Raw genomic sequence first — 21,171 nt, 5'->3', positions numbered from 1 at the left:
GAATGGCAGTAAAAAACGAGCGGCAGCTTCGCCGGTCTATTCCTGGCCGAGGCTGCGGCTCATGAGCTGTATGCTGGCTTCCCTGGCGGTCAGGGTGCCGTCAAGGATTGCGCAGACAGCACTGGTGATGGGAACAGAGACGCCAAGGCGCCTGGCAAGCTTGCTGACAGCAAAAGCCGTCTTGACTCCCTCGGTGACCATGCCAATCTCCCTTGTTGCCTCTTCCAGGGACTTGCCCTGACCGAGAGCCAGACCAAGGGTACGATTGCGCGAGAGATTCCCCGTTGCCGTGAGAACCAGATCGCCAAGGCCGGAAAGTCCCATGAAGGTTGCAGCCTTGGCGCCGAGTGCAACGCCAAGTCTTGTAATCTCGGCCAGGCCACGGGTCAGAAGAGCTGCTCGGCCGTTGGTTCCGATGTCAAGGCCGTCACAAAGCCCAGCAGCAATGGCAATGACGTTTTTTACGGCACCGCCAATCTCAACTCCAAGCACGTCCGTGCTTGTATAGCAGCGAAAGGACGCAGAAGAGAGAAGATGCTGGATACAGGCAGCCTGCGAGGCATTGTCAGAGGCGATTACTACGGCTGTAGGCTGACCTTCCAGAACCTCTTTGGCAAATGATGGACCGGAAAGAACCGTGTAGACAGGAGCAAGCTCGGCAAGAAGAGCAGGAAGAAACTGTGAGGCTGTCAGGCCACTGGCGTCCTCTATACCCTTGGCAGCGTTCACAAGAACAACACCACGGCAAAAAGCATTCTTGTTGGTAGTTACAAAGGAACGTTGCTGCTGACAGGGTACGGCGAGTACCACTATGGGCGCGCGCAAAACGCCTGGATCTGTGGAGGCAGTAAGCGACGGATGCAGGGGCAACCCCGGAAGGTAGTGCACGTTTTCGTGTGATTCGTTGATGGCGGCACACACATTTTTGTCACGCAGATACAGGGTGACTTCGTGACCATTTTGGCAGGCGAGGTGCGCAAGGGCAGTGCCCCAGCTGCCACCGCCGGCAACGCAGATTTTTTGTTTACCACCACCCAAGGCTGTGCCCTCCAACCATATTGCGATGTGCTGATACTGGAAATGTGAAAAATAGAACAGATTTTTTGAGGGCTGCAACGACTTGAAACAAATATGAAAAATCAAGGTTGAAGGTCAAAAAACAGGGAAGAGTTGTTGCGCTTGTTCTATTTTGCACAGTTAGTTGCTCTTATACACGTGTGACAATACTAGTCAAGTGTGGCAAGGCGTTTCTCAAGAGCCATCTTCTGCTTCATTTCGCGCGTACCCATTGGGCGCAAGTTATCAAAATCGTGATTTCTTTTTTGATGGCGGCAGAAAACGAGGAAGCTTGTATGGGCAATCATGCGGTCGTTCGGGCGCAATCTGTCTGCCAGGGGCTTCCAGTCACGCAAGAGCAGTTCCTGTACCTCAATGTGGTCAAAGGGGCCGCGCTCCAGACCCTTCAGCAGTTCACCGACCTGCATGACAGTGGGCAGAAGAAAACCGAAAACTGCACCTGGCCGCACAGCTTCAACAGCCTTGTCGAGATACTCCCAGGGAGTTCTTACATCAAGGAAGAGAGCATCTGCGTTCTTGACACAAAACCCTTCTGCCACATCTCGCACATTGATATCCACATTGTCGCCCACATGGGCCCAGTCGAGATTCCTGCGCGCAAGTTTGGCAAATTCCTCGCGCGCTTCGTGGCTCACGACACGTCCCGTAGGCCCACAAAACCAGGAGAGGGCCAGTGTCAGGCCTCCGGAACCACAGCCTGCCTCGCAGATGGTGCGCCCCGGGCCAGCTCCAAGTTTCATGCAGATATAGGCTATGTCCTTGGGATAAATGATCTGTGTCTGGCGTTTGATGCCCTTGAGAAGATCCTGCAGAGTCACGTCGAGCAGTTGTACAGGACGTCCCATGCTGGTCATGACCGTATCGCCAAAATCTGCGGCAGCAACAATCTCGGGTGTCAGGATGCCGTCATGGCTTTGCCAGTTTTCGCCTTCAACAAGGCGCTTGATAGTGCGTTTGCCCTTGGGCGTAACAATGAGAACAAGAGAACCGTAGGGAATCATGCCTTCCTCGCTGCACGTTGTGCGGCCGGGTATTGCTTGGGTGAAAGATGCGGGCCCATGCAGATTATGGCATGGGCCCGGGATAATGTAGCCATGGGGACCTAGAACATCTGGCGCATGAGCATTTCGCTGTCTTCGCCTGTGTCCATGGGCATGCCGGAGTCTTCGGCTCCGGGAACGGCCCCGTCCACAGCGGACAGACCGGGGCCGGTATTTTCAGTGAGATAGGGCAGCCCGTCAATCATGGTTATGCCTTCAGGCATGGTCATGTCCTGTGGGGCACTGGCGTACGCCTTGTCTGCCTTTTCCCTGTACGCCTTGAAAATCGGTGCTGCGGTTCTGCCGCCCTGTTCCCAGCTTCCAAGGGAGTCCATCTGGTCGTAGCCTACATAGACACCAGTGCACAGATAGGGCGTGTATCCCATGAACCAGCAGTCGCGGGTGTCGTTACTTGTTCCTGTTTTGCCGGAAATGTGCAGGCCATCTATAAAAGCTCTCCGCCCAGTGCCGTTTTCCACCACCCGTCGCAAAAGCGTGGTTACCTGGAATGCGTTTTGCGGGCTGACTGCCTGCCACTGTTCTACTTCCTGACGGTAGAGCTCGCGTCCCCTGGAATCCTTGATGGAGGTGATGATACGCGGGCGGGAGGCAATGCCTCCGTTGGCAAAGGCAGTGTAGGCCTGGGTGAGATTGAGCGGCGAAACGCCCACTGCGCCGAGACTTACGGAGAGCACCTGGGGAAAGTCGGGTTCCAGCCCCAGCATTTTGGCACGCTCAATGACCTTGTCTATGCCAACAGCCTGGGCAAGGCGGACTGTTGGCGTGTTGCGCGAAAGAGCCAGAGCCTGCCAAAGGGGCATTTCTCCCTTGTAGGAATTTTCAAAGTTGCTGGGACGCCAGATCTGCCCGGTTGCCGGATTCACGTACTCGATTGGTGCATCTAGTACGGATGAAGTCGGGGTAAAGCCATTGTCGAGGGCTGTAGAGTAGACAATGGGCTTGAAGCTTGATCCTGGCTGGCGCCTGGATTGAGTAGCCCGGTTGAAATGACTTTCGCCAAACTGGTAGCCGCCAATGAGGGCAACAACGTCTCCGCTTTGGGGTTCTATGGAGACGATGGCTCCCTGTACCAGCGGTTCCTGCTGCAGGAGAAGCTCCACGGCCACGCCTTTTACAGGGGTATTGTCGAGGCTCTCGGCTGGAACAGTTTTTTTGCTGCCTTTTTTGGGAGCAGCTTCTCTGCGGGGTGCAAGGCTCACCCATACGACATCACCCGGGCTTACAATGCCCTGCCTGCGAGCCTTGGGAGCAAGTTTCGATCGCTTGTTTGCCCACTTGAAGTTGTTTTGGCGGATGACCCCAGTGTAGCCCGAGCCCAGGTCAACATGAATTTCCCTGGGAGAGACAGATGTGACCAGAGCCTGAGTCCATTCGTTGTCTGCAAGCTCCCCGGGCTCGAAATTCTTCTTGTCCAGAAAAGCCTGCTGCTCGGCTTTTGAGACAAGCTGTCTGATGGCTCCGCGCCATCCCTGACGCTTGTCTATGGTTTCGAGGCCAGAGCGCAGTGCCTGCCCAGCCAGCTGTTGCTGCAGGGGATCCATTGCGGTCTGCACGGTAAGTCCTGCCTCATAAACGTAGTCAAGGCCAAAGCGGTTTGTTTCGACACCCAGAGCCTTGAGATTGCTCTCGGTAAAGAATTCGATGAGCAAGCGTCTGGCTTCCTCGAAATACCACTGACTGGCTCCGATTGTCTTGTCCGGCATGCTCCAGTAGACAAGTGGCTCGTTTGCCGCCTTCTGGTAGTCTTCTTCGCTTATCCACTCGAGGACGCGCAGGCGGTTGAGGACTTCCATCTGTCTTGCCTTGGCAGCCTCGGGATTGCGGAAAGGATTGTAGCGGCTCGGAGCTTGGGGCATGCCTGCAATGACACAGGCTTCGGCCAGGGTAATGTTGGCAGCGTGCTTGCCGAAATAGGTCCTGGCTGCCGCTTCTACGCCATAGCTTTGCTGGCCGAGAAAGATATAGTTGAGATAGAGGGAAAGAATCTGATCCTTGCTGAGTTCGCGCTCAAGCCTTGTTGCCAAGATTGCTTCCTTCATTTTGCGCACGTAGCTGCGTTCGGAAGAGAGCAGGAGTTGCTTGACTATTTGTTGCGTAATGGTGCTTCCACCCTGGCTTTTGGTACCTCTTTCGAAGTTCACCAGCATGGCGCGGAGTATGGCCAGGGGATTGATTCCCGGATGCTGGTAGAAAGCGCTGTCCTCGATGGCCAGAAAGGCCATGGGCAGATATTTGGGCATGTCGTCCAGGGTTATGACGTAGCGTTTTTCGTGGGAGAGAGTGCCCAGCACGGAGCCGTCCCTGGCAAGTATTGTCGTCGCCTGAGCGGCCTTGAAATCCAGGATTCTGTCCAGGTCGGGAAGATCCTGGCTTACCCAGTTGTAGAGGAAGAAGCCGGCTGCACAGCCTATGGCTCCGAGGCCAAGCATGATGCCAAAAAACCAGCGCACGACAGCGCCAAGGAAACTGCCTCTTTTCTTTTTTGGGGGCTCTTGCGGCTGCTGTTCGGGAGGTGTTTGCGCAGTTTGCTCTTCGGCAGCATTCTGTCTGGGTAGTTGCGTATTCCTGAAACTGTCGTCCGGACTGGTGTGATGAAGCTTCATCCCAAAATTGGCGCTCAAGTTCCCTGCGGACAAGCAGGAGAGGATGCGCCCCTCCCTTTTTTGTTTTCGTATCTGGTTTTTGCGGACTCGGGGAATGCGCAACAATGCTCATCCCAATAATTTTCCGTACGCGTTTAGCACAGGAGTGCCAGAAAAGCAAAAAGCCCCAGAAGGGGGCTTTTTGCATTGATATGACGGGGCAAAGCCCCGTCAAAAAATAAGGGCTGAATCCTACACACAGCCAGTGGGCTTGGGAAGGCCTGCCATTTTGCAGGCGCCCTTGCCGGGGCCGGAAGGAAAGAGCTCGTAAACTTCCTTCAGCTTGTAACCAGTATTCTTGGAGAGAATACGGACCATGGGTGCGATACCGTTCTTCTTGTAGTAATCCTGCAGGAAGTCGAGGATTTTCTGATGATCGGCGGTGATTTCTTTGATGCCTTCAGACTCTTTCACATATTCGAGCCATTCCGGGCACCAGTCCTCGAAGTGGAGAAGGAAGCCGTCCTCATCAACTTCGAATGTTTTGCCTTGGAATTGAACTTCAGCCATGCGTGTCCTCCTTGGACTTCATGAAAAGCAGGATCCTTGATCCTGGGTTGCACCAGTCGGAACGACTCCGACAAGCAATTGATTTCAGCTCTTAAAAAGTGCAAATTCTAAGGATTTGCACAAGCAGTTTGAGCATTACTGCCTTGAAACGGGGCATGTTGACAAGAACACAATACCCCGGAAATTTTCTTCAGCAGACATTGCCACAAAGGCAAGCGTATGGCAAGGGCAAAGAATGGAAAAGTTTTAGCCCTAGTCTGCCATCCCGGAACATATTGTCCATTCAAGCAGGTTTGTCTGTGTTTCCAAAGCTTCCTTCAGGGAAGCGCTGGCGGACTCGTCCTCAAAGGGACGCAGACGAATGAACACGTGGCGGTTGCCATTGGCAAGGTAGGCTGTCATGACCGAGACGATGCGCCCCTTGTTCTTGCGGACTATGTCAAAGACGCGGGCAAGGGAACCAGGTTCCTGGCTTGTCTCTACTGTAAGCTCTATGCCAGGATCGCGGGCGCCGCCAATGGTTACAAGTACCCTGAAGACATCCTGATCGGTAATGATGCCAAGCAGGTGATTGTCATCATCCACTACGGGCATGCCCCCAATCTTCTTGTCAAGCATAATGAGGGCGACCTTGGAGATGCTCTCGTTGCTTTTCACGCAGATGGGGTTGGACGTCATGATATCCTTGGCCTTCACTTCTGCAAGAAGGTACTGAATTTCGTGCACTTCAAGCGATGTTGCCTTGGAAGGGGAAGCACTTTTGACATCACGGTCGGAGATAATGCCAATAACACGATTGCTGTCATCGACTACAGGAAGACGACGGACGCCGTGCTCCTTCATGAGCTTCTGACATCTGGAAAGGGATGTGTCAGGCTGGACACTGATGGCTTCAGTGGTCATCCAGGGAGATATGAGCATTTGCTTCTCCTTCAAACAAGGTGTCTGCACAGCTCGCTTATCCATCTGGCTCCATGCACGTTTGAAGCAAACGCGCTGCGAGATGGAACAAGAGAGCAACAGCTTAAAATTGCTATAAATGTCAATCAAAAGTGCCCAAAGCAGGCTGTCGGTTTTTTGGAAAAACCTGTAGCGCACTGTTGAGGACACTGTTCGATTGAAGAGCAGTAAGCCGACCTGAACGTTCTGCCTGATCTCCATCCCCGGCCTTGTCAGGGAACACTGCCACGGATATTGATAAATTTTTCTGCAAATACAGATAACTAGGCAGAGCCTGATCGCAGCGACAAATTGTACGGTGTTTCAGGCAAGAATTGATATGAGCATACTTTTCCCGAAATGGCAATGCCCGAATCGAATTTGGGTTTGGAAAAAAGGCTTCACATCCGCTTCTGTGTACTGCGGCTTTCCAAAGGCCGGATGATGGAAAGTGTGATTTTTGCGCGTTCATCACGAGTTTTTCTTGCAATGCGGGCGCAAATTGCTCAGCATGAGAACCTGTCTGAAGAAGGGAGGGTTTCCATGGGCAAGAAGCGAATTCTCTACATTGATGCAAGATACGGCATCAATACGAAAATACTTGGCCAAGCGTTGAAACAGATGCTCGAGGACGCCTGCCGGATAGAGGATCTGGCAGGAGGAAAAAAGGATTTGGCTTTTGACGGGCCTGTTCTGCAAATGGTTTCGGCAATTACAAAACTTGCCGACAGCATGGGAATTCTCAAGGTGTACGAACGCGAACAGGCGCTCGGCCTTTTGCGCATCTGCAGGATTCTTTCCAGATTGGGAGTAACTTCCATTCTGACAGGAACACTTCCCCTGCCAATTCAGGAGGAGAATACCAGGGACGAGGCACTTGCCACAAAACGCGAGCTTCTTGCTGGTTTTTCCGGAACACCAAGCAGCACAACTGGTGTAAGCCTTGCCTGCGCACTGCTTTTCAAGGCCCTGTCAGTCCGTCAGTCCCGAGAAATTGGCGGTGAGCCCTTGCTGACAGCAAGCGTATCCGGCAGGGAGGGGCGCCCTTTGTCATTGATCTTGCTTGTCGAGGCAGAGGGCTGTTGGGAAAAGATTGTGCAAATGGAAAGCCATATCGACCATCTGACTGGAGAGGAAGCCGGCCTGGTCATAGAGACTCTTTCCAATGACAAGCGGGTTCTGGACGTCCTCTGGCTTTCGGGAATAGGAAAGAAAAACAGACCGATGGGGCTATTGCGCATTATGTGCCACATCAAAGACAGAACTGCCGTGCGCTCGCTCCTGTTGCGCCATACCCATACCCTGGGCTTTCGGGAACAGATTTTGCGCCGCTTGGTTGTGGACAGAAGGAGCGGCGAAGGACAGCTTGCAGATGGAACTCCCGTCAGAACCAAGGAGTATGTCATTGACGGGCAATGGTATTCCAGACCAGAGTGCGACGACATACGCGACAGGGCATGTGCTGCCGGTCTGGGGGCGCCAGCCTTTCGCTTTGCCAGGGTACGTATGGAAAAGGGATGATTTTTCCTTCACTCTGCACAAAAAAAGGGCGGCATGACTGCCGCCCCTAAAGGAAGGAAAAACTAGTCCTGGCACTTGGCCTTCAGGGCCTCGGCCATGCTCTTGCCAAGCTGGTGCGCCTTGACAAGATCGTCATGATTGGGGCGCCACTGGGCACGAACAGCCTCTGCAGGCATCTCGATACCCATATCCTGCAGGTACTGCTGCAGGATCTTCGGGGATTCGCCAGACCAGCCGTAGGAACCGAAGGCTCCGCCCACAAGGATTTTCGGACGCAAGCCCTTGATATAGGTCAGAGTGCTCATGACAAGAGGCAGAACGCCGTTGTTGTGTGTGGGAGAGCCCACAGCCAGGGCGCTTGCATCGGCCAGAGCGGTCATAACGGCGCTGTGGTGGTTTTTCTTCACGGAAAGAAGATTGACGGGGACACCGTTTTCCTCCAGACCACTGGCTACGGCATATGCCAGACGCTGGGTAGAGGACCACATGGTGTCATAAATGACCACAGCGCGCTTGCGGGGCTTTTGCTCTGCCATTTCCCTGTAGAGATTGACAGCCTCTTGGACCTTGTCTCCGCGCCAGAGCAATCCGTGGTCGGGAGCGATAATTTCGATGTCCAGCTGACCCAGGACGGGAAGGGCCTTGAGAACGTACTGGGAATAGGGAAGGACAATGTTGAAATAGTATTCCTTGACCCTGTGAACGAGATCACCGTGATCGATTTCGTCTGTGAATCTTTCGGAAGAGGCGATGTTCTGGCCAAAGGCGTCTTGGGAGAAGAGAATCTTGCTTTCGGGGCAGTAGGTAACCATGCTGTCGGGCCAGTGCAGCATGCGGGTTTCCTGGAAGACCAGGGTGTGCTTGCCCAGGCTGATGGTCTCTCCGCTCTTTACAGCCTGCACGGGCCAGTCCTTCATCTGGTTGCCGTAGTAGCCGGCCATGGACTTCAGTGCCATGGCAGAGCAGAAAATCTTTTCGGGCTTGCAGGCTGCAACGATTTCGGCCAGAGCACCTTCATGATCCAGTTCCATGTGGTTGCAGACAATGTAGTCAACCTTCTGGGGCTCGAGCACATGAGACATGCGGCAGAGCAGGGTTTTGTCCATGCCTGCCGGCACTGTATCAATCAGGCAGTTCTTTTCGTCTTTGATGAGGTAGGCGTTGTAGGTTGTGCCTTCAGGACTGCGGGAATAGCCGTGAAAATCGTGGTGATCGTAGTCGACGACGCCGACCCAGTAGGTATCCTTTGCAATTTCGAGTGCGTTCATAAAGATTTTTGGGCGCCTTTTCCTGAAATAGGGAATGTGTCCCTGTGCCGGGGCAATACCTGGCGCTAACCTCCCTGAGAGAAATTTTTTAAGAATGCAACCTATATACAGAATCTGAAGCTGTGATCAGCTATTGTCTTCTGTATGCAGTACAATGAATTGGCTGTTGGGTGTTTTACACAAGCCGTAACTTTTGCCAGAAAACACAAACACCAAGAAGGTGTCTTCTCCAGAATTTGGAGAATTCTCATACGATGACTCTGGATGAAGAGTCGAAAGAAAAAGCCCACCAAAGAGGACTTTGGCGGGCGTGTATCAAACAAGTCTAGTCCTGCTTGGAGAAGGAATCCTTGCCTACGCCACAGATGGGGCAGACCCAATCATCGGGAAGATCTTCGAAGGCAACACCGTCGTGTTCGGCGGGATCATAGACGTATCCGCAGACATCGCATTCGTATTTGTTCATGTCATCTACTCCTGAATTTGCCTGTGAACAGGCGTGCATCTGTTTGTTGCAGAGAAGGCTGTTTCGGCAGGTTTGAGGGTTGAGCAGAAAGGGAGAGAAGGAAACTGTCTCCTTCCCGGGACATGTATCGGCCAAGGGTGTCCGGCCTAGTTTTCGGCCTTCCAGTGTCCGTGCAGATTGCAGTATGCGCGGGCAACAACCTTTTCGGCGTCAGTCTTGAAGACGGCTTCAGGTGTGTCACCGGGCTTGAGGAAATGAGTCAGGCTTTCGTTGCCTGCCACAAGTTCAATCCACTGGATGTAGTGGTTTTCAAGCATGGGATGGGCTACAGAGCCAACGACGACCTTGTAGCCGCCGTCCACCTTGGAGATCACGGGGACGTGCTTTTCCAGTGCGCCGTCCGTAGATCCTTCCTTCATGTGGGTCATGGCAGAGCCACAACAGGAGGGAGCACAGGTGCCGGGCTCCATCACTTCCACAATTGTGCCGCATTTCTCGCATTTGTAGATATCCAGTTTGGCTGGCATGTTCGCTCCGTCTTATGGTTGGCTAAAGGGTTGAAAGTCCCGGCCAGGGGGACCGGCTGGGGGGCATGTACTGTCAGGCAATGCCTGCAGGAAAGAATATGAGATTATTTCTTATTAAGGCAAGAGGTAAAAATTTCATTTTCGCTGCCGATCAGCGCTAACTTCATGCCCCCTGTCAGCAAAAACTGGAGAATGTGTTTTTGCAATATACTGAAAACAAAGAAAAAAAAGCATATATCCAATTGTGGACAACCGGGATGAAATTTGCAGAAATTTTTTGTCCAATCTACGGGAAACGGGATAGACCGTTCAGGTTGTCCCTGGCATTCTCTCTGGCAATGGGTTTCGCTCCTATGACATTTGGCAAAAGCACTGTTCTGTTCCCCGAGACAAGGAAATCTACGGCATTGCGTCCCTGATGTTCCCTTTCAAGCTTTTGCGAGCGGACAAGAAGTCCGGCCTGTCCTCCTCCCTCCACATACATCACAGTACGAATATCCAGGGGAAGGTGCAGGAGATGCTGGGCGAAACTGTAAGCTTCCACGGGTTCTCTGCTGTGCAGGAAGAGGATATTCCCAGTGCCGTCTGTTGCAACTGCTGAGATGGAGTACAATGGTCCACCTGGTGACCAGAGGATGCGACGTCCGGAACTGATGATGCGGTAGTTTTGAATGACAACGCTATAGTGGGAGAGCAACTCGCGCCAGATGTCCGTGTCACGCTCCAGAATTGTGGCTCTGGGAAGATCCGGATCATCGGGCTGGGCGGCAAAAAAGGCCCCAAAGCGCTGCACAATGCGCTTGTTGTTGATGTAGTCGCCGCTGCGCATGTATCCGGTGCTGGTTAGTCCATCTGGCAGGTACATGCTGGCATTGATGACAACGGACAGGTTGTATTTTTCACTCCACTCACGCAGGGTGCGAGCACCTTCTTTGTCCCTGCCAGCCGAGCAGAGCACAAAATCAAAGTATTCAGGATTGATGCGCACAGCTACCAGGGAGAATCCGGGTGTGACCAGCTCTGCGTAGTCGAGCCCCTTTTCCAGCTCAAGCCAGGCAACCGCTTCGTTTTCTTTCACAGCCTGTCCTTCGGAAGACGACAGGGAAGGTGGGATCACATCCAGCGATTGCGCAGTTGTCTGTTCCGTACCTGCAGCAAGCGGGACGGGACAGTGGAAGAAAAGCAGCAGCAGGACCACAGCCAGCGTGCGAATTATGACAAATACCGCGCTCATGGATTTGCAGACTAGAGGTAATATTCTGCTTTTGCAAGGTTTTCCCAAAGGGTGTGAAGGGGCAAAAGGGGGGACAATTTTTTGCTTGCCTATCCGACCTCTACCGGGGCATTCTCAACCTGCAATGAAGTCTGGCGGGTCTCGTGGCTGTATGCCCTGCCGCCAGCGCCTCCTCGGGGACTGTCCTGACGTGTGCAGGAAAAGCCCCGGAGAGTTTTTGTGAAGGAGAACATTGAATGCGCATCATCGAGCTTTTGAAGAACAACAAAAGACCCTTTGTTTCCTTGGAATTTTTCCCGCCTGCAAATGATGAGGCAATGAAGGATTTTTATCATGCAGTAGACAGGCTGCAGGAAATCAATCCGCTCTTTGCTTCAGTGACCTATGGAGCAGGTGGCGGCAAGCAGGACAAGACGCTCGCCATAGTGCGTCAGCTTGCTTCCATGAATCTATGCGTCATGAGTCATTTGACTTGTGTGAATGCAAAGGTACAGGGGCTTGCCAAGTATCTTGACCAACTTCAGAATGCAGGTGTTTGCAATATTCTTGCCTTGCGCGGAGATCCGCCCAAGGATACTCCCTGGAGCTGGACCGGACCCTTTCAGCACGCAGCGGACCTTGTGCGCTATGTTCGACTCCAGGCTCCCCAGATGGGAATAGGCGTGGCAGGCTATCCCTGCCCGCATCCGGAATCATCCACCTACAGCGACGACCGTGGCTACACCTTGCGCAAGATAGAGTGTGGAGCAGACTTTGTTCTAACCCAGCTTTTCTTTGATGTGCGCGAATATTTTGAACTTGTTGACTGGCTGCGCCAGCACGGGTGCAACTGTCCTGTCATTCCCGGTGTCATGCCCATACAAAGCTTTGCCTCGCTCAAGCGTGTGCTTTCCCTGTGTGGGGCATCTATCCCGGGGAGACTCTTTCTTGAGCTTGAAGAGGCAGACAGGAACAGCAATGGTGACGTAGCTCGCATATGCATGGATTTCACAGTGGATCTCATCTCGCGTCTGCTCATAGGTGGTGCGCCTGGTATCCATCTCTATACGCTGAACAAGGCTGACCTTTGTCTTGACATAGTTCGTGAATGCGGACTCGGAAAGAAGTAGGGGAACAGGTGAAAACTTCCTGCAATGCACAGCCGCAGCCCCCATGCAAGGAAGCAGGGGAAGACGAGATGGATGGAACAACCGCGCAGTTGTCCAATGACAGGCTCAAACGTCTGGAGACATTGGTGGAACAGCTTCGCAGGGGTGAGTACAGTCCCGATTTTGATGCTTTGGCAAGGGCTCTGCTTGAAAAGGAACCGGAACTTTTCGGATTGCCCGCTCGGGGAAAGGACGCTTTCAAAAGGCAGGGCTAGGGAAAGTGCAGGAAGGGCAAAAGAAAAGCCCCCGTGGCGGGGGCTTTTCTTTTGCAAGAGCTGAAGAGAATCTACAGGCCCATGTTTTTCTTGGCCTTGGCAAACTTTTTTTTCACCTTTTGAGCAGCCTGATCGAACAGAGAGTCCGGTTTTTGGGAAAGCTCCTCGAATTCGCGCAAGAGTTCAATCTGTCTCTCGGTGAGCTTTGTGGGGGTGATGACCTTTACGTCCACAAGCAGGCTTCCCTTTTGAGAGCGGCCAATATAGGGAAGGCCTTCGTTTGCGATGCGCAGGATTGTCCCGCTCTGAATCCCCTTGGGAATTTCAAGGGGCAGTTCGCCATTGAGTCCTGGAACCTCTATGCGGCACCCGAGAGCTGCCTGGGTAAAGGATATTTCGGTTGTATATATGAGATCCTGTCCCTGACGCTCGTAGACCTTGCTCGGTTCGACGCGGACGATAACGTAGAGATCTCCTGGAGGCCCTCCGTATTGCCCCGGCTCACCTTCGCCGTGTACGCGCAATCTTGTACCCGAGTCCACGCCAGCCGGGACACGTACGTAAAGTTCCTTTGTTTTCTTGACCAGACCTTCACCATGGCAGGTGGGGCAGGGTCTGGGAATATGCTGACCTGTACCATGACAGTAGGGGCATGGTGTCGCCAGCGAAAAGAATCCCTGGGATCTGTGGATGTGGCCAGTGCCCTTGCAGCGCGGGCATGTTTCCACCTTGGTGCCGGGCGCAGCGCCTGAACCATGGCAGGTCCCACAGGTTTCGTGACGGGGGAGGACGAGTTTCGCCTCGTCGCCGCGAGCTGCCTGCTCAAAGGTTATGGTCAGCTCGTAGCGTAAATCCGCACCCTGCATGGCTGCAGTGCCAGAGCCGCCAAAACCAAAGAAATCGCCAAAGAGATCGCCGAACTGCGAGAAGATATCGCTTGTGCTGGCAAAGCCCTGTCCCTGGTCAACACCATCAAAACCAAACTGGTCGTAACGGGCGCGCTTGTTTTCGTCGCGCAGAACATTATAGGCTTCTGCAGCTTCCTTGAACTTCTCCTCTGCTTCCTTGTTCCCGGGATTGCGGTCGGGATGATACTGGAAGGTCAGCTTGCGATAGGCCTTCTTCAGTTCCTCCTGGGTTGCATTCCTGGGAACCCCGAGGACTTCATAGTAATCTCTCTTGCTGTCCATATGGTTGTTGTCTCTGGCAAAGTCTTGGGAGTGACCAAATAGTGGTTGCAGTCAGGGAAAGGCTCTGGACGTTGGGCGTACTTCCCGGGCTGAAAAATGTGTCTGCTACTTTGGATTGTCCAATTCGGGGCACTTGACCTTGCCTGCGGCAATTTCGCGCAGGGCAGTCACGATTTCCTTGTTGTCCGTCTTGATGAGGGGATCATATCCATCGCGGTACTGACGAACTCTCTTGATAGCCATCTGAACAAGCAGAAAACGGTTCTGAACGACTTTCTGGCAGTCTTCGACGGTAATACGGGCCATATAACCTCCATTGCAGACATGCTGAAAAAAAAGTAATGCCAGCTTCTGCACTGTCAAGGGCGCTGTATGAACCAGTTGCCCTGTGGCAACCACGATCCTGGTGCCAGAGGGCTGATTCATTTGAAATTTGTCTTTTTATTTGAGCGTACTCTTGCCTGTCAAGATCAAAATTTGCCAGTTGCCGGTCAAAAATCTTCAATTTGCCGAAAAATCAGATAAATATGCGAGGGCATTTCTTTTGCCTTCCCTGACGCAGCAAATGCTTGCAAAAAGGGATGCCAAGGAAGCCGCAAACCATGACAAGGAAGGAATCATGAGGGAAAAACGCAGTTTTGCCCAGGAAACGTGTATCAGGAGCATGGGCAAGGCCATGCAACAGACAGGTATGCTTTACCCCGGATGCCGGGTAGGGGTAGCTGTGTCTGGTGGGGTAGACAGCTTTGTCATGCTCAAGTGCCTGCGTCTTCGCCAGGGGATAGTTCCCTTTCCCTTCGAGATTTTTGCCATTCACCTAAATCCTGGCTTTGATCCTGCCAATCACGAGCCTCTTGTCACCTGGCTTGCCCAAAACGGAATACCCGGCCATGTGGAAATTACGGATTATGGCCTGCAGGGACACAGCGAGGCAAATCAGCGCAACAGTGCATGTTTTCGTTGCGCGTGGCTCAGAAGAAGAAGACTGTTCGAACTGTGTCGCGAGTACCATCTCACCCACCTTGCCATAGGCCATAATGCCGAGGATCTGGTCTCGACGTTCTTTCTCAATCTTTGCCGCAACGGCAGGGTGGAGGGGATGTCGATGAGCGAGCCCTTCTTTGGCGGCTCCCTGCAGGTTATCCGACCTCTCATGCTGGTAGAGAAGCGGACCATAAGGGCAGCAGCCCGCAAGTGGGAACTCCCTGTCTGGTCCAATCCGTGTCCTTCGGCAGGACACACATCCCGTTCATCCATGGAAGAGACACTGCACACTCTTTACGGGGTTACGGACAATGCCAGACGCTGTATTTTTAACGGTCTGACACGTTGGCAGCTGGACAAGGACAGGATTAGGGCGCAAGAGGACGCAAAGATTGGGCCAGAACAGGCAAATTAACAGGCAAAAAATACCTCTTAGGAGGTATTTGGACTTGAAAAGAGGGCCATTTCGTAGCATTGTGCCGCCAACGAGTCCGGCCCGGCCCCAGTGCCCGAACAAGCTGCAAGGTGCCGTGCTCTATTTCGAAAATGCTGGAGATTTCGATGGAATTCAACTTTTTTAGCATGATTGCCAACGCCAGTCTGGTGGCCAAGGCCGTACTGCTTATCCTTTTTCTCATGTCAGTGGGAAGCTGGGGGCTGATGATTCAGAAGGCACTGCTTCTGGGGGCAGCCAAGCGCAAGGCCATTGCCGGTATCAGAAATTTCGAGGACGCGGCAAATTTGCGCGACGCAGTGCAGTTTCTTGGTGCCGATCCCAATTCTCCGCTGTATGCCGTTGCCCAGAAGGGCGTTATGGAATTCAACAGATCCAAGGAGCTTGGCAACTCCTCGGATGTCATAGTCGATAACGTGCGCAGGGCTCTCAGGCAGGGTGTGGGATCTGAGCTTTCTCGGATGCAGGCCTCCTTCTCGCTTCTGGCAACCTGCTCCAACACAGCTCCCTTTATAGGACTTTTCGGTACAGTCTGGGGCATCATGCACTCCTTCCATTCCATCGGCATGTCCAAGTCAGCATCGCTCGCCACTGTAGCCCCCGGCATTTCCGAAGCTCTGGTTGCAACAGCCATAGGTCTGGCAGTGGCAGTCCCTGCCACGATTGGATTCAACTTTTTCCTCGGTCGCCTTGCCCAGATAGACACCCTGCTGGTCAATTTCGCAGGCATCTTCCTCAACCGCGTACAACGCGAACTCAATGCCCATCGCAAGGTGTCAAAGACCGGAGCTACGGAGTTCTAGACCATGCAAGCTTCTCAACCTGGACGTTTTGTCTCAGAAATCAACGTGACGCCCTTCGTAGACGTCATGCTGGTCATGTTGATTATCTTCATGGTGGCGACACCAATGATGAGTGAAGGACTTGATGTCGATCTGCCCCAGACGAAACAGGTAGAAGTGCTGCCAACAGAGAGCGAGCACATGACGCTTACAGTACGGCGGGATGGTGCCATTTTTCTGGACGAATACCGGGTAGATGATATTGAACAGCTTGAGGGATTCCTGCAGAGTCTGGTCAAGGAAAAGAACAAGTCTCTCTTTCTCCAGGCGGACAAGGAAGTGCCCTACGGGGTTGTTGTAGATGTCATGGGGCGCATCAAGGCAGTAGGAATTGAAAAGCTCGGCGTCATTGCCGAAAATGTCGAGATGGCCGCAGCTGCAGCCAAACAGGCTTCGCGTTCAAGATAGGGGATTGGTTTCTCATGCCCTTGGCAACATATATATTGTCGCTGTGCCTGCACATAGCGGTCATCCTGCTCATCTGGCTCTGGCCAGTGGGCTCTCCGCTCATTGACATGACAAAGCCTGTGCAGATCAGCCTTGTGGAAGGAGATCCGGGCGGCAACAAGACTCCTTCCCCCATTCTGGGGCCCATGGGTGAAAAGGGAGAAGGTGAGCCTGCTCCTTCTGCACCAGCAGAAAAGGCTGAAGTGGCCGCCCACGAAAGGGAAGAGGTCAAAGCTGCTCCAGATCCGGCCAAGGCCTTGCCTATTCCTCAGGAAGAACCCAAGAAGGCCGAGCCCAAGCCAAAGCCCAAACCCGAACCAAAACCTGAACCCAAACCGGAGCCGAAGCCCGAACCCAAGAAGGAAGTAGCCAAGAAACCGGAACCGAAGAAGGAACAACCAAAAAAGGAACAACCCAAGAAGGAGCAGCCGAAGAAGGAACAGCCCAAAAAGGACAAGCGCGAGCAGGAAGAGGATCCCATCAAGGCTGCCCTCAACCAGGCCAAGCGCAAGGCAACTTCACGGGCAGAGTCCGGTGACAGGGGGTCCTCGGTAGAGCGTGCGCTTGCAGAAGCCCGCAAGAAATCCAGCGGAAACCGCGGTGGTGGCGGTGGCGAAGGCAGCGGGCCTGGCGGAGGTGGTCTGCATTCTGTCTATATAGGGCAGGTCATGCTGGCAGTGCGTCCCAACTGGGGATATGCCTCGGCTACCAGACAGAATCTGCAATGCACTATTGTTATTGATGTCAGCGCCCAGGGTGAAGTTCAGGATTGCGTGGTTGTCCGTTCGTCCGGAAATGTTCAGTACGATTCGTCCTGTGTGAATGCCATCATGCGTACAAGCAGGGCCGGAGACTTTCCGCCTCCCCCAAGTCCCGAATATCAGAGTCTGGAAATGGTGTTTACGCTCAATGAACTGAGACGAGGCTAGGGCCTCTGCACTATACGCATCCTGCCTGTGCGCACACTATGAGGAGGTTGCCCCTTGAAACATACTCGTGCATGGACGCTCTTTCTTCTTGTCTTGACGCCTGGCCTTGCATACCCGGATATGGCTTGGGCTGCCCAGCGTATCTTCATCGCGGGCGGTTTGAGCGGCGAGAACTATGCGGCAGGAGTATTCGGGCGCATTGGCGAGGTGTGGGATCCTCCTCAGGGGCTTTATGGCGAATACAGGACAGAGATAGAGCTCCTTATTGACAGCTCGGGCATGTTGCAGGATTGCGTTGTAAAACATTCCTCTGGACATGACACCTTTGATACATCGGCATGCGGTGCAGCTCACAAGGTGGGCAGATTTGCGCCACCTCCGGATGGTCAGGCAGTACGCCTTGCGTGTACCCTGCAGATCCGGAAGCCTTCAGAAACGCCAGTAGACCCTGATGAAGAGCTCAAGCGACAGGTTCGCGAGAGAGCGCAGCGTGATCGGGAGTACAGGGTACGCGAAGCCGGGTATGCCGAAGAAGATGCCCGCGCCAGGGCCGAAGCTGTTGCACGGGAACGGGGTGAAAGTTTCGCAGGATACGAGTTTGCCCCCGGGCAACATATTCCGGGAGCAAGGGAATTGAGGGAACGCACCCCCGTCAAGCCTTTGCCAGAGCCCAAGTCAAGGTCACTGGAGGAAAAAAGGGAACCGTCCCAAGTGGTTGTTCCCGGACCAGTCATTAGCAGGTATCCCCCAAAACCCGGGCTGACAGATTTGGTGATTGAATCTCGCGATATCCGGAATAACGACGTGCATGTCCAGACCGTTCCTGCCGGTAAAGTCGATGGCCAGGAAAAGAAAAACTCTCTGCAAAAGGAAGAGGCGCCAGGGACCAATTTTTCAGGGCAGAGCGAACAGGAAAAGCTGAAGGCAGAAGAAAGCAAAATCTCTGCTCCAGGTGTAGTCGGCAAGACTGCGCAGGAGAGTTCTGCTGCAGCAAAGCATGAGACAACTTCCGCACAGGGGCCGGGAGCAAGGCAGGACTGGGTTGTTCCGCAGCCACCACTGCCATCTGCACAGGTGAAGGGCAGGGTGATAGATCCCAAGGCACCAGCTACGCCACTACCCCTTTCCGACGAACGCAAGGCCGAGATAGCCGCTGAAGCCGAGGCAGCCAGAAGCTTGCGCAGGGAAGAATCCTCGGGACAATCGTCTGCCAAGGCAGTTCCTGCTCCAAGTGTTACCGACAAGGCGACACGGAAGAGTCCTGCAGCAAAGCATGAGGCAACTTCCACACAGGGACAGGAAGCAAAGGTAGACTGGGTTGTTCCACAGCCACCGCCGCCATCTGCACAGGTGAAGGGCAGGGTGATAGATCCCAAGGCATCAGCTACGCAACTACCCCTTTCCGACGAACGCAAGGCTGAGATAGCCGCTGAAGCCGAGGCAGCCAGAAGCTTGCGCAGGGAAGGAGCCTCGGGACAATCGTCTGCCAAGGCAGTTCCTGCTCCAAGTGTTACCGACAAGGCGACACGGAAGAGTCCTGCAGCAAAGCATGAGCCAGATTCCGCACAGGGACAGGGAGCAAAGGTGGACTGGGTTGTTCCGCAGCCACCACTGCCTTCTACGAAAGTGCAGGGCAAGGTGATAGATCCCAAGGCACCTGTCACGCCATTTCCCCTGTCTGATGAACGCAAGGCGGAGATTGCCGCTGAAGTGGAGGCAGCCAGGGCAGCCAGAGCCTTGCGCAGGGAAGAAGCCGCAGGACGCTCGTCTGCCCCTACTGCCTCCGAAGGGATTGCTTCGAAAAAAGAGGATACTCAGCCTTCTTACTTTGAACAGCCGAACAACAGTCCCGGGGCTGCAAGGTAGTGTCTTTTCGGATTGCCACGTCCAAACAAGGCAGCAGGAAAGGCAGCCGCAACAAGAATGTCGCGCCTTCGTCCCTGAACATCCTTGACGAAAAATTTTCGCTTGGGCACATTTGCAGCCACACATTTTTCACACAGAAGCAAATCAACAATCGTCCTCTGTTTTCAGAGAGCATTTCAACAAATCATGCTGGAGAAATATGATGCTTCGTAAATTTCTCGCCATTGCCCTGACCGTGTTTTTCTGTACTGCCGGTCAGACCCTAGCCGCGCCACGCGTGGACATCTATGGGCCTGGGCAGAATGTGGTCAATCTGGGGCTTGCCGCACCCATCACCGGACCCAATACGGAAGCTCGACAAATGGGGGCACAGCTGCAGAAACTTGTCAATGAAAACCTGAGTTTTCTGCCCTTCATGCGTCTGACAGATCCCAAAACCGTCCTTGGAGGAACAGTTCTTGCCGGTGTTGAGCCGCCACAGGCTGACTTCAAGCGTTTTCAGCTGGCTGGCAGTGATATAGTTGTTACAACTCTTTGGCCCAACGGTGACAGAGGGACCACCAGGGTACAGATGAGAGCCTATGAGACAAGCGGTGGGGCTCGTCTTTTCGGCAAGGAGTATCCCAGCGTTTCAAGCAGGGATCTGCCCGAAGTGGCAGACAGGTTTTGTGCGGATCTGCTTGAGGCCCTGACTGGCAACGGAGCTTTCTTCCGCTCTACCCTTGCCTTTGTCGTGAAGAGGGGCAAGCTCAGCGCCCAAGTTTGCCTTGCCAAGCCAACAGGCCGTGATTTCAGGCAGATCACGAATATTCGCGGCGAAGCAATGTCTCCCACCTGGTCCCCTGACGGTCGCTTTATTGTCTTCACCCAGATTGATGAGCGTTCGCATTCCCTTGGCGTGTGGGATGCCCGCAGCCGCAGAGTTCAGAGAGTCCGTTTCCCCGGCGACGTTGTCATCGGACCTTCCTTCCTGCCCAACAACAAGGTTGCCGTGGCTCTTTCCAATGGCAAGTATCCTGTCATCTACCAGCTGAACCATGTCTTCAAGAAGGAAAGGGTGTTGGAGCAGGACAATTCCATCAATGTGTCTCCTACCTTTGATAAGACAGGCACCAAGATGGCCTTCACTTCCTCCCGTCTCGGCGGCCCCCAGATCTTCATGAAGGATCTGAATACAGGAGCCGTGACACGTGTGAGCCAGCAGGGTTCCTACAATACGGAAGCCAACCTCTCTCCCGACGGCACGCTCGTTGTCTTCAGCCGCCTGACTGCCTACGGACAGAGAATTTTTGTCCAGGACCTTGTGACAGGGGCCGAAACTCAGGTTTCCTTTGGGCCTGGTTCTGACGAACAGCCCTCGTTCTGCGCGGACAGCTACTTCATAGCATTTTCTTCTTCCCGCGGTGGCAAGCGGTCGATTTATCTGACAACCCGTCATGGTGGGGATGCCAAGAGGGTGCCTGTCAATGGCAATGCCTATTTCCCCCGCTGGGGAATTCCTGCCCAGGGACGCTAAAGTCAGAAATTCTGGAAATTCTTGAAAAAGGGGGTACAAGATGTTGTACCCCTTTTTTTTCTTGTAAAAAAGAGCAGGCAATCCGGGTTGATTTCAAGGACTTTTCTTGCCAATCCATGGCAAGGTTGATACAATTATTTACACCTTTTGTCGGAAAGCCAGTTTTTCCGTATGGGGAACTGTGAATCCGCGCAGCTTCCTGCGTCACGCGTGAGGAAGGGAGTGGATGAATAGCAGTACGGCTGAAGGGGTTCGGATAGGATTGGCTGCAAGGCTGCTCGCCCCGAAGAAAGGCATAACAACCAGTGGCTGTTTGCAGGCTGGCAAGCGCAGAT

Annotated in this window: 20 protein-coding genes; 9 read left to right on the top strand and 11 right to left on the bottom strand. The window is 53.6% G+C overall.

Annotation, left to right across the window (positions count from 1 at the left end; all coding sequences use genetic code 11):
* Positions 1–36 precede the first annotated feature (36 nt).
* The 5 genes from B5F76_RS01970 to B5F76_RS01950 all read right to left on the bottom strand — a co-directional run bounded on the left by B5F76_RS01970 (position 37) and on the right by B5F76_RS01950 (position 6,211).
* A complete protein-coding gene (locus B5F76_RS01970) occupies positions 37–1,038 on the bottom strand; it encodes an NAD(P)H-dependent glycerol-3-phosphate dehydrogenase (protein WP_087350145.1) in 1,002 nt (333 codons plus the stop codon).
* Between the two features lie 188 nt (positions 1,039–1,226).
* Entirely contained in the window at positions 1,227–2,078 is an 852-nt protein-coding gene (locus B5F76_RS01965) for a tRNA (adenine-N1)-methyltransferase (RefSeq protein WP_087350142.1), read from the bottom strand.
* Positions 2,079–2,179: 101 nt separating this feature from the next.
* Complete coding sequence (locus B5F76_RS01960; protein ID WP_239406917.1) at positions 2,180–4,741, bottom strand: penicillin-binding protein 1A; 2,562 nt, start codon at positions 4,739–4,741, stop codon at positions 2,180–2,182.
* 231 nt (positions 4,742–4,972) lie between these two features.
* Positions 4,973–5,290: a TusE/DsrC/DsvC family sulfur relay protein gene (locus tag B5F76_RS01955; protein ID WP_087350139.1), complete on the bottom strand. Its 318-nt coding sequence runs from the start codon at positions 5,288–5,290 to the stop codon at positions 4,973–4,975.
* Positions 5,291–5,542: 252 nt separating this feature from the next.
* A complete protein-coding gene (locus B5F76_RS01950; RefSeq protein WP_087350136.1) occupies positions 5,543–6,211 on the bottom strand; it encodes a CBS and ACT domain-containing protein in 669 nt (222 codons plus the stop codon).
* A gap of 561 nt (positions 6,212–6,772) precedes the next feature.
* Here B5F76_RS01950 and larC point away from each other — a divergent pair.
* Positions 6,773–7,750, top strand: coding sequence for a nickel insertion protein (gene larC / locus B5F76_RS01945; RefSeq protein ID WP_162608624.1), 978 nt, complete (start codon positions 6,773–6,775; stop codon positions 7,748–7,750).
* Positions 7,751–7,812: 62 nt separating this feature from the next.
* Here larC and B5F76_RS01940 read toward each other — a convergent pair whose 3' ends face one another.
* The 4 genes from B5F76_RS01940 to B5F76_RS01925 all read right to left on the bottom strand — a co-directional run bounded on the left by B5F76_RS01940 (position 7,813) and on the right by B5F76_RS01925 (position 11,089).
* Positions 7,813–9,018 carry an FprA family A-type flavoprotein gene (locus B5F76_RS01940; RefSeq protein ID WP_087350130.1) on the bottom strand — a complete coding sequence of 402 codons (1,206 nt, stop codon included), beginning with the start codon at positions 9,016–9,018 and terminating at the stop codon, positions 7,813–7,815.
* 325 nt (positions 9,019–9,343) lie between these two features.
* Entirely contained in the window at positions 9,344–9,484 is a 141-nt protein-coding gene (locus B5F76_RS01935) for a rubredoxin (protein WP_087350127.1), read from the bottom strand.
* A 146-nt stretch (positions 9,485–9,630) separates the two neighbouring features.
* The gene (locus B5F76_RS01930) at positions 9,631–10,011 is read right to left on the bottom strand and encodes a desulfoferrodoxin (protein ID WP_087350124.1); all 381 of its coding nucleotides are present in this window, start codon (positions 10,009–10,011) and stop codon (positions 9,631–9,633) included.
* A gap of 286 nt (positions 10,012–10,297) precedes the next feature.
* The gene (locus tag B5F76_RS01925; protein ID WP_239406916.1) at positions 10,298–11,089 is read right to left on the bottom strand and encodes a phosphodiester glycosidase family protein; all 792 of its coding nucleotides are present in this window, start codon (positions 11,087–11,089) and stop codon (positions 10,298–10,300) included.
* Positions 11,090–11,481: 392 nt separating this feature from the next.
* On the opposite strand from B5F76_RS01925, the gene B5F76_RS01920 reads away from it, so the two are divergent.
* Both B5F76_RS01920 and B5F76_RS01915 read left to right on the top strand, forming a co-directional pair.
* Positions 11,482–12,354, top strand: coding sequence for a methylenetetrahydrofolate reductase (locus B5F76_RS01920; protein WP_087350118.1), 873 nt, complete (start codon positions 11,482–11,484; stop codon positions 12,352–12,354).
* 68 nt (positions 12,355–12,422) lie between these two features.
* Positions 12,423–12,608 carry a hypothetical protein gene (locus B5F76_RS01915; protein ID WP_144268361.1) on the top strand — a complete coding sequence of 62 codons (186 nt, stop codon included), beginning with the start codon at positions 12,423–12,425 and terminating at the stop codon, positions 12,606–12,608.
* Between the two features lie 71 nt (positions 12,609–12,679).
* Here B5F76_RS01915 and dnaJ read toward each other — a convergent pair whose 3' ends face one another.
* Together dnaJ and rpoZ are read right to left on the bottom strand one after the other, a co-directional pair.
* Positions 12,680–13,798, bottom strand: coding sequence for a molecular chaperone DnaJ (gene dnaJ / locus B5F76_RS01910; protein ID WP_087350112.1), 1,119 nt, complete (start codon positions 13,796–13,798; stop codon positions 12,680–12,682).
* Positions 13,799–13,903: 105 nt separating this feature from the next.
* Entirely contained in the window at positions 13,904–14,104 is a 201-nt protein-coding gene (rpoZ, locus tag B5F76_RS01905) for a DNA-directed RNA polymerase subunit omega (RefSeq protein ID WP_087350109.1), read from the bottom strand.
* 310 nt (positions 14,105–14,414) lie between these two features.
* Here rpoZ and B5F76_RS01900 point away from each other — a divergent pair, with 310 nt between their 5' ends.
* From B5F76_RS01900 to B5F76_RS01875, 6 genes are all read left to right on the top strand, one after another.
* Positions 14,415–15,197: a tRNA lysidine(34) synthetase gene (locus B5F76_RS01900; RefSeq protein ID WP_087350285.1), complete on the top strand. Its 783-nt coding sequence runs from the start codon at positions 14,415–14,417 to the stop codon at positions 15,195–15,197.
* A gap of 146 nt (positions 15,198–15,343) precedes the next feature.
* Positions 15,344–16,039 carry a MotA/TolQ/ExbB proton channel family protein gene (locus B5F76_RS01895; RefSeq protein ID WP_087350106.1) on the top strand — a complete coding sequence of 232 codons (696 nt, stop codon included), beginning with the start codon at positions 15,344–15,346 and terminating at the stop codon, positions 16,037–16,039.
* 3 nt (positions 16,040–16,042) lie between these two features.
* On the top strand, positions 16,043–16,486 hold the full coding sequence (locus tag B5F76_RS01890; protein ID WP_087350102.1) for an ExbD/TolR family protein: 444 nt from the start codon (positions 16,043–16,045) through the stop codon (positions 16,484–16,486).
* Between the two features lie 14 nt (positions 16,487–16,500).
* Positions 16,501–17,454 (top strand): cell envelope integrity protein TolA, encoded by a 954-nt coding sequence (locus B5F76_RS01885; RefSeq protein WP_087350099.1) that lies wholly within the window; start codon positions 16,501–16,503, stop codon positions 17,452–17,454.
* A gap of 54 nt (positions 17,455–17,508) precedes the next feature.
* Entirely contained in the window at positions 17,509–19,320 is a 1,812-nt protein-coding gene (locus B5F76_RS01880) for a TonB family protein (RefSeq protein ID WP_087350096.1), read from the top strand.
* 202 nt (positions 19,321–19,522) lie between these two features.
* A complete protein-coding gene (locus B5F76_RS01875; RefSeq protein ID WP_087350093.1) occupies positions 19,523–20,836 on the top strand; it encodes a PD40 domain-containing protein in 1,314 nt (437 codons plus the stop codon).
* Positions 20,837–21,171: the final 335 nt, after the last annotated feature.

Origin of the sequence: Desulfovibrio sp. An276 (assembly GCF_002159665.1) — a bacterium.
In the GTDB taxonomy this organism is placed as follows: domain Bacteria; phylum Desulfobacterota; class Desulfovibrionia; order Desulfovibrionales; family Desulfovibrionaceae; genus Desulfovibrio; species Desulfovibrio faecigallinarum.
This window is presented reverse-complemented; position numbering and strand designations above follow the sequence as displayed.